The 1239-nt window shown below is 44.4% G+C and carries 1 protein-coding gene; it reads right to left on the reverse strand.

Annotated elements, in window-relative coordinates; all coding sequences use genetic code 11:
* Positions 1–53: 53 nt before the first annotated feature.
* Complete coding sequence (tuf, locus tag BKG94_RS09895; RefSeq protein WP_077419639.1) at positions 54–1238, reverse strand: elongation factor Tu; 1185 nt, start codon at positions 1236–1238, stop codon at positions 54–56.
* Position 1239 lies beyond the last annotated feature (1 nt).

Here is a 1239-nt window from a genome sequence, read left to right on the forward strand (position 1 = left end):
AAAAAGGCAGATCTTTCGATCTGCCTCTAAACTCATTTAATTCATCAAATGAATTATTTAATAATTTTCGCAACAACACCCGCACCAACTGTACGGCCACCCTCACGGATAGCAAAACGTAAACCTTGGTCCATCGCAATTGGGTGGATTAGGGATACTGTCATTTTGATGTTATCACCAGGCATGACCATTTCCACGCCTTCCGGTAATTCGATAGTACCGGTTACGTCTGTTGTACGGAAGTAGAACTGTGGACGGTAACCTTTGAAGAATGGCGTATGACGACCACCTTCATCTTTAGATAATACGTACACTTCTGATTCGAAGTCAGTGTGTGGCGTAATTGAACCCGGTTTCGCTAACACTTGACCACGTTCGATTTCTTCACGTTTGGTACCACGTAATAATGCACCAATGTTCTCACCTGCACGACCTTCGTCAAGTAATTTACGGAACATTTCAACACCAGTTACGGTTGTTTTCGCTGTATCTTTGATACCCACGATTTCAACTTCATCACCAGTACGGATAATACCACGCTCTACACGACCGGTTACTACGGTACCACGACCAGAGATTGAGAACACGTCTTCAATTGGAAGAAGGAACGGTTGGTCAATCGCACGCTCAGGCTCTGGGATATAAGTATCTAAGTGGTTAGCTAACTCAAGGATTTTCTCTTCCCATGCTGCATCGCCTTCTAATGCTTTTAATGCAGAACCACGTACGATTGGCGTATCATCACCCGGGAAGTCATATTGAGAAAGAAGCTCACGCACTTCCATTTCAACTAATTCTAATAACTCTTCGTCATCTACCATATCGCATTTGTTTAAGAATACGATGATGTAAGGTACACCTACTTGGCGACCTAATAAGATGTGCTCACGAGTTTGTGGCATAGGACCGTCAGTTGCCGCTACGACAAGAATAGCACCGTCCATTTGCGCCGCACCGGTAATCATGTTTTTAACATAGTCGGCGTGTCCCGGACAGTCAACGTGTGCATAGTGACGGGTTGGGGTATCGTATTCTACGTGTGAAGTATTGATGGTAATACCACGCGCTTTTTCTTCCGGTGCATTATCGATTTGGTCAAATGCACGCGCTGAACCACCGTAGTGTTTCGCTAATACTGTGGTGATTGCTGCTGTTAAAGTTGTTTTACCGTGGTCAACGTGGCCGATTGTACCCACGTTTACGTGCGGTTTTGTACGTTCAAATTTTTCTTTAGACATT

This window comes from Rodentibacter ratti, from assembly GCF_002000485.1.
Classification (GTDB): Bacteria; Pseudomonadota; Gammaproteobacteria; order Enterobacterales; family Pasteurellaceae; genus Rodentibacter; species Rodentibacter ratti.